This window comes from Bacillus sp. 05T22, assembly GCF_056396765.1.
The window spans coordinates 1-6,910 of record NZ_JBFTMC010000163.1 but is presented as its reverse complement, the minus strand read 5'-3'; the positions used below and the strand labels follow the sequence as shown (position 1 = coordinate 6,910).

Sequence of the window (6,910 nt, the reverse complement as noted above, 5' to 3'; positions counted from 1 at the left end):
GTTTATATGATGACAAGAGACTGTATTGATTTAACAATGTAGATTGTAGTACTGCCCGAAGTGATTCTGAATTCATATTGGAGTAACTCCTATATTTTTGTAGCCATATATCATCTGAGTCGGTTTGATCAGAGATGGGTAAATCAAGCTCATCTAATCGATGTAAGTTCATAGAAGTAGAATCAACAAGCACAACAGCTTTTAATTGTTCCGGATACAACATAGCAAACTGCTGCGCACATAGTCCTCCATAAGAATGACCAACTAAAATAATGGGTTGCCGAATAGTAAGCACATGTAATAATTCGCGTAATTCTTTTGTCGCTTGTAATGTCGTACGTGGCTTGTCACCAAGTTCGCTTTTCCCATAACCGGGGCGATGAAAGAGAATAACTTTATAATTGAGAGCAAGCTTCTCTGCAATTGGCATCCAATCATAAAAAGAACAGCCCATTCCAGTTTGAATAACTACTATTTGAGAACCAGTTCCTTTTATACAAACTTCCATCTTCTTTCCAAGTACTTCTACAAAATGATTCATAGTAATCCTCCTCTAGGATTGAAATATTCTTTGACAAGCAAATGCGATACACCAAATGCCGATACCACATAGTATGGATGTACTTAGTGAAAAAGAATTTTTCAATCCAATATAAACAATAAATAATAGGAGTGCTGATGCAGGAAATCCGTATAATACTCCTAAAGCAAATTGACTTAAGTCCTGTTTACTCCCACCTTCAACAGAAATCCAAAACAAGCTAAGTAAACTAATAAGTGGAAGGGCAGCTATGAAGCCGCCAAGCGTACTATAATGTTTAGCAAATTCAGTTACACCGCCAATAATTAAAGCAGAGACGATGACTTTAACGAGGAAATGCATATTTTGACTCCTTTGCTAGTAATGAAAAAGTTCTTTCGATTAATTGCTGTTCTTCTTTTGAAAAATGAGATTCTAACATTTTTAATTTTTCTTCATCTAATAATGTATGTCTCGCTAGCGCTTTCTTACCTTCTGTAGTCAATGCAAGGTTAACGACTCGTTCATCTTGTTTATTGCGTTCCTTTATCACGAATCCTTTTTGAATAAGGCGTTTCACATGCTCTGATGCTGTATTATGAGATAAGCCTAATTCAGATGCAACTTTCCCAATTGTAGTCTCCGTTTCTCGGGAAATGATTTGCAGAATCCGAATGGCTTGGTGAGAAAGATTATCTTCATATTCATACCGTAAATGATAATAAATGGTTTCCCAATTTTGATTGATGTTCCTCATAATGATAATATTCCTCCGTTTTTTATTTATATCTTATAATACGATATATTCGTTTTGCAAGAAGTAAATTCTTTTATTTGCATAAAAATTATTGGAAAAGTTTATTTTTCTTGAAATATACGGTACTCTTAGTGTAAAGGCATACAAATAGCAAGAGAGAGGATGATAGAAGTGAATACATTTAAATGGATTAGTCATGAAAAGATGTATTTAGACCAAATACATGTTGAAAAATGTGGTCCTCTTTCAGTTGGTGTATATGGGGGGAATCAAGAGAGTGATGCGTATGAAAGAGGAGATGCAGTACTAGCTTGGTGGGATCCGCAATTAGAATTTGAATTTGTTATGCTCTTTGATGCTCATCATAAAACGAAAAATATACATTATATAATAGAAGAAATTTCTGAAAGAAAAGAGAAGTTACAAGAATTATTCTCATATCCAGTTCATCTTGCGTTTCATCATACACATATGTATTTATTAGCGTTATTTACAGATGAGTTATTTATTGAGAAATGTGAACAAGAGAATGAAGAACTCGCGTGCTTAATTTGTTTACGAAAAGGTGAATTTTTATATTGGTTATCAGTAGGAGAGTGCTTTGCTTATTTATTTCATTCGGAACAATTACAGAATGGAAAAGGGAGATTAAATAAGCGTAAATTTTATGAATATATTGGAAGGAAAAATGTTTTTGCTGCTAATTCGCCCTGCTTCACTTCTGGGGTTCGTGGATTAGAGAAGGGAATGAATCATATTGTTTTGGCGACAGACGGTGTGTTAGAGTGTGATAAGCAAACGTTTGATGATGACCATTCCTTACTTGAAGTACTGCATAAAGGAGATTCTCTTCAGATTGAACCTGCATTAGCGARTGTGCTTGAATGGAAGGGAAGAGATTGTGCGACTATCATTGGGTGGTCAATTGATACAGAAAATAGAGAATGTGCGAATTAATATTTTTCATAAAGTGAGCTTAGGATAAATCCATTCTAAGCTCATTTTCTTTTTCTTGAATAAAAGTAAAATTTAAATAATCCAATGCAAACAAACCTTCAGTATATTTCTAGTGTATCGAAGGTTTATTGTATATGTGGAAACACATTTACTCTGTGAAAATGAAAAAATGATTATAAATATGAGAGAAAAAATTTTCCTGTACGTTATATAAAGTGTAGAAGCTTTTACAAAAAAATAAGGGGAATTACGAAATGAAATCAAATGAGAAAAATTTTATAAAAAGGCTGCAGCGACAAAAAGAAGATGCGTTAGAGTTTATTGTCGATACTTATTTGCCATTAATAAAAGCAATAGTACATAAGGTCCTTATTCCGCTTAAAAATGATGGACTTATAGACGAATGTATCAATGATATTTTTCTTTCAGTTTGGAATAATGCAAACAAGTTTCATGGAGAGCCGGAAGATTTTAAGAAGTGGATTGCAGCGATTGCTAAATTTAAGGCAATTGATTATTACAGAAAAGTTAGTAAGAGAGTTAAGGTTACTTCAGATGATTTTGATGTAAATACAGGAAAATCGGCAGAAGATGAATTAATTGTAATGGAAGATAGAAATGAACTTATGAAGCTAATTCATGAATTAGAGCCTGTGGACCAAAAGATTTTTATCATGAAATTTCTTCTAGGGTTAAAGACGGAAGAAATAGGAGAAAAGCTCGGTTTAACGCGAGCGGCGATAGATAATCGGATTTATCGAGGGAAAAAGAAATTACAAAAAAATGCTACGAATCTTAGTTTAGGAGGTAGTGTAATATGAAAGACATCTACGAGCTGTTAAATGACATTGATATAGATGAAAAAGAATTAGAGGAAATGAAGGCTTATGAATTTGAAAAGGAAAAAGTGAAACGTAACTTAAAACAGGCTATACATAAAAAGAAAAAAACGAAGAACTGGAAAAAGGGTGTCGCTGTTGCATCTATTTTAGTAGGTTTGTCAGTTGCAACACTTGGAATTGGATTTCCTACTTATGCAGGAGGGCTTCCGATTGTAGGGAATATTTTTCGATTTTTAGATAATGGTAGAACGGGACTTTATGAAAATTATAAAGAATTTTCTACTGAGTTAAATATGGYGAGAGAAAGTAATGGGATTAAAATAACAATCAATGATGTGATTTCTGATGGACGAACTGTATCAATAACATATTCAGTGGAAAGTGAGCAAGATTTAGGAGATGACCCAATTATATTAGGTGGGTTAGATATAATTGGGTCTGATGGAGGAACAGGAAGTTCTAAAATTTCTAAAGTTGCAGATAAAAAGTATGTAGGTATGGCGACAACGACACATCATAACAGTAATAAAAAAGACAAAATAAACCTTAGATGGAATATAGACAAAATAGAAACACCGGATAAAAAGAAAGAAATAAAAGGGAATTGGAATTTTGCTCTTACTGTAAAGGCAATGGATAGTAAAGAAAAAACAATTAGTGAAAGTTCCGAAAAAGAAGGCGTAAAAGTAAATATGGAAAAGGTGGCAGTGTCACCGATATCGTTTATTCTTTATTACAATCAAGAAGTTTCTAAAAATACAAGGAAGGAATGGGATGCTGTAGATGTTGAGTTGGAAGTTAAAGATGATTTAGGTAATCATTATTCTGGAGAAGGAAATGGTGGATCAGGTAAGGATTCCTATAATATTCATTGGAGTGATACATTTCAAAAGCTCAATGAAAATGCAACGAAACTTATTATCACTCCTCGTGTTAACTTACGAATTCATACCCCCGAAAATCATGGCGGGGTAGAAATGAGAGACGGAAAAGAAAAGAAAATTGAAGTGCCTAAAAAAGAAGCGAAAAGTAAAGATATTGTTTTAGATGATATCGTAATTGATTTAAAGAAATAAAAAAGGAAAGGACTGTATTGATAAATAAGCAGTCCTTTTTCTTTTATTAAGAAGTTGTAACTAATAAAGCATGTGGATGCTGTGTTTTATATTCTTCTTTCCAAGGAATGCTTAATTGCTCCCAAGTTTGCCCGCTATCTAAAGATTGAAATACACCATTATTATTTAAAGTATAAAATGTATGAGGTTCGGCAGGATTTGTTGCAAGCATAGAGATGACAGTTCCGATTGCTGACGGTAGCCCGTGCTGCACTTTTTGGAAAGGAGTGTTTTTTGTTTTTCGATAAATATAAGATTCATAAGGTATACGATGGTGAGCTAGGTCAGCACTTGGTGCAGCAGAGACAAGTATCGTATCACAATCACCAGGATCGATAGCCATACTATATAAATAGTGATGTTCTAAACCTTCGCTACAAGAAGTCCAACTGTGCCCGCTATTATAACTTTCAAGATATGCACGGTCAGGTCCGCCTATAAATCCGTCGCCACATGATGCATACAGGCGATTAGGAGCCTGAGGGTGCATAAGTAGTTGGTGAGCATCGATAGGAGCGCCAAATTTTTTATCCTCCCAATTTTGTCCATTATCTTTACTTTGAATAACAGCTCCGGCTTCAATTGATACATGGATCGTATCTTGCTTATTTGGATCAACTGTAATCCAACGAATATGATGTGTAAATGGACGTGGTGGAAATGCCCATGTATATGAAGAAAGTAATAATTTCATACTTTTACACTCTTTCCATGTTTCACCACCGTTTTCGGAATAGAACAAAGCGCTAGGTTCTGTTCCTACATAAACAATCCCATAGCCATTAACTTGTTTTAAGGGATTGATAGCGATAGAAGTAATAGCAGAATGTAAAATGCCATCTTCTTTAGGAAAGTCAAAATAGTAGTAAGAATCTCCAATTGGTCTCCAAGAATCACCTCGATCATCGCTTAACCATAATCCCCGACCAAATGTTCCGCAATATATACGATTTGGTTGAAATGGGTCAACCGCAATACAAGTAGGTTGCATATTTTGTAAGTGATATTGAACTTGAAATTCTTCATTTCTTTCTTCTACGACAAGAAGTTCACGTTCCATACAAAGGAATAATCGCTTCAATTTTATATCCTCCTTTTCATTTCTTAACAGTATTAAACAATATGAGAAAGAAAAAGAAGTAGTCTTATTTTTTGTTGAGAAAAAAGGAAATGGTAGTAGGAATAACGAAAGGGGTATAAGTAAGGGGTGGATCGTGGCTAGGGATATAAGTGAATAGACTTGGATAAATTGGTAAGGTCTGTCACATAATAGAATGCAGGAATTATTTTTTTAGGAAATTCACATGGGACATTCACATCATCATGGTCATTCACAAAATAAAAAAGCATTAATGATTGCTGAAGTCATTGGCGGATTTGTAACGAATAGTTTAGCACTTTTATCAGATGCTGGGCATATGCTAAGTGACACGCGGTATCTCTTGTTTTAAGTTTGTTTGCTTTTAAAATTGGAGAAAAAACATAAAGAACCACTTTGCAAAGTATGAAAGAAAAAAGATGATAAAAAGTGTCATAAACCATCTTAGGAAACATACATATATATAATGTGGCCACAAACAGTTTGTAAGGTGAATATTTCATGATATTACTTTACTTCTAAAATATCATCTTTTATAATCAAAGTGGTAATTGATAGAGATTATCATTTTCAATGATTGTAGAAAGGAGTTTTTAAAAGATGAGCAGTCAACTCCGTTTTGCTGTTGAAAATCGTAAGAGGCAGTTAATTGATCAGTTAATTGGGGCGGGTGTGTTTAAAATTCTCAATCGACAATTATACGAGCTCTCTTTAGAGGAACTAGAAAAAGAGTATAGGGACATTGAGAAATATGCCGAGATTCGCGCATAGTTATATAGAATTGTAAAGGAAGAGCCGTTTGCGTTGAGAGAACACGTAAACGGCTCTTTTCATTATTTCATAGAGATTATTTTTTGGATTTCTTTCATTGGTCGTAACCAGTTTTGAGACATGATTTGTTCTATTTGTGCTGCATCCTGGTTTTTTAATGCCTCAATTATTAAATTGTGCTCTTCAATCGATTTACGTGCAGGAATGAAGTTTTGGAAAAAAAGGTATTCAAGACGTAACACATGAAGTTGTATGTTTGCTAAGAAAGGCTCGATATATGTATTTTTAGCGATTGATACGATTGTATTATGAAATTGTATATCTAAGTTTAATGCTTGTTTTGAATTTTTTTCATCTATGGCATTTTGAAATGCCTCGTTTATTTCAGAAAGTCTTATCAGGTCGGTGTCGTTTATTTGATGAATTGCTTGTTTTCCAATAATGGTATGAAGACCAGCGATCGTTTCATAAATGACAGATACATCTTCTAATTTTATAGGAGCAATTTTTGTTTTTTGTCCTGGAACCATCTCGACCAGTCCTGAAAGTTCTAACACTTGCAGTGCTTCTCTAACCGGTGTTCTGCTCACACCTAAAGCTTCAGCTAGCTCTCCATCATTAATCTTTTCATCAGGTTGTAAAACACCTTCAATAATCCAATCTTGTAGTTGATTTAAAACGAGGGATTTAGCAGATACTCTTTCTTGCTTTCGATAGTTTTGAGGAATAGGCATAATCGAACAGTTCCTTTCATTTTATGTTTTGTTTTTTCGTAACGGCAAGTCGTAGTTTCGGTTTTCCTTCATCTGGCTTTTGGCTTAGTACAAGTACCATTACAATAATACAAAG

General features: G+C 34.1%; 9 protein-coding genes and 2 pseudogenes. 5 read left to right on the top strand and 6 right to left on the bottom strand.

All coding sequences use genetic code 11. From position 1 onward, the window contains the following. From AC1DIT_RS26405 to AC1DIT_RS26395, 3 genes are all read right to left on the bottom strand, one after another. Positions 1-541, bottom strand: a 541-nt coding sequence (locus AC1DIT_RS26405) for an alpha/beta fold hydrolase (RefSeq protein ID WP_476998526.1), incomplete at its 3' end; no start/stop codon positions are given. 12 nt (positions 542-553) lie between these two features. Continuing rightward, the gene (locus tag AC1DIT_RS26400) at positions 554-883 is read right to left on the bottom strand and encodes a DUF3147 family protein (RefSeq protein WP_016132701.1); all 330 of its coding nucleotides are present in this window, start codon (positions 881-883) and stop codon (positions 554-556) included. Further along, positions 867-1,277, bottom strand: coding sequence for a MarR family winged helix-turn-helix transcriptional regulator (locus AC1DIT_RS26395; protein ID WP_016132702.1), 411 nt, complete (start codon positions 1,275-1,277; stop codon positions 867-869). The genes AC1DIT_RS26400 and AC1DIT_RS26395 overlap by 17 nt, the downstream gene beginning before the upstream one ends. Before the next feature lie 162 nt (positions 1,278-1,439). On the opposite strand from AC1DIT_RS26395, the gene AC1DIT_RS26390 reads away from it, so the two are divergent. The 3 genes from AC1DIT_RS26390 (at position 1,440) to AC1DIT_RS26380 (ending at position 4,152) form a co-directional block, all read left to right on the top strand. Continuing rightward, complete coding sequence (locus AC1DIT_RS26390) at positions 1,440-2,234, top strand: PP2C family serine/threonine-protein phosphatase (protein WP_476998525.1); 795 nt, start codon at positions 1,440-1,442, stop codon at positions 2,232-2,234. 254 nt (positions 2,235-2,488) lie between these two features. Then, complete coding sequence (locus AC1DIT_RS26385; RefSeq protein WP_016132704.1) at positions 2,489-3,055, top strand: sigma-70 family RNA polymerase sigma factor; 567 nt, start codon at positions 2,489-2,491, stop codon at positions 3,053-3,055. Then, entirely contained in the window at positions 3,052-4,152 is a 1,101-nt protein-coding gene (locus tag AC1DIT_RS26380) for a DUF4179 domain-containing protein (RefSeq protein WP_476998524.1), read from the top strand. The genes AC1DIT_RS26385 and AC1DIT_RS26380 overlap by 4 nt, the downstream gene beginning before the upstream one ends. A gap of 46 nt (positions 4,153-4,198) precedes the next feature. On the opposite strand, the gene AC1DIT_RS26375 is transcribed toward AC1DIT_RS26380, so the two are convergent. Continuing rightward, the gene (locus AC1DIT_RS26375; protein WP_016114291.1) at positions 4,199-5,272 is read right to left on the bottom strand and encodes a WD40/YVTN/BNR-like repeat-containing protein; all 1,074 of its coding nucleotides are present in this window, start codon (positions 5,270-5,272) and stop codon (positions 4,199-4,201) included. A gap of 223 nt (positions 5,273-5,495) precedes the next feature. On the opposite strand from AC1DIT_RS26375, the pseudogene AC1DIT_RS26370 reads away from it, so the two are divergent. After that, positions 5,496-5,674, top strand: a pseudogene (locus AC1DIT_RS26370) (cation efflux transmembrane domain-containing protein); the annotation flags it as partial. Between the two features lie 216 nt (positions 5,675-5,890). Further along, on the top strand, positions 5,891-6,061 hold the full coding sequence (fbpA, locus tag AC1DIT_RS26365) for a Fur-regulated basic protein FbpA (RefSeq protein WP_016114293.1): 171 nt from the start codon (positions 5,891-5,893) through the stop codon (positions 6,059-6,061). A gap of 62 nt (positions 6,062-6,123) precedes the next feature. On the opposite strand, the gene AC1DIT_RS26360 is transcribed toward fbpA, so the two are convergent. Together AC1DIT_RS26360 and AC1DIT_RS26355 are read right to left on the bottom strand one after the other, a co-directional pair. Further along, positions 6,124-6,795 (bottom strand): GntR family transcriptional regulator, encoded by a 672-nt coding sequence (locus AC1DIT_RS26360; protein WP_016114294.1) that lies wholly within the window; start codon positions 6,793-6,795, stop codon positions 6,124-6,126. Between the two features lie 16 nt (positions 6,796-6,811). Beyond that, a pseudogene (locus tag AC1DIT_RS26355) lies at positions 6,812-6,910 on the bottom strand (EamA family transporter); the annotation flags it as partial.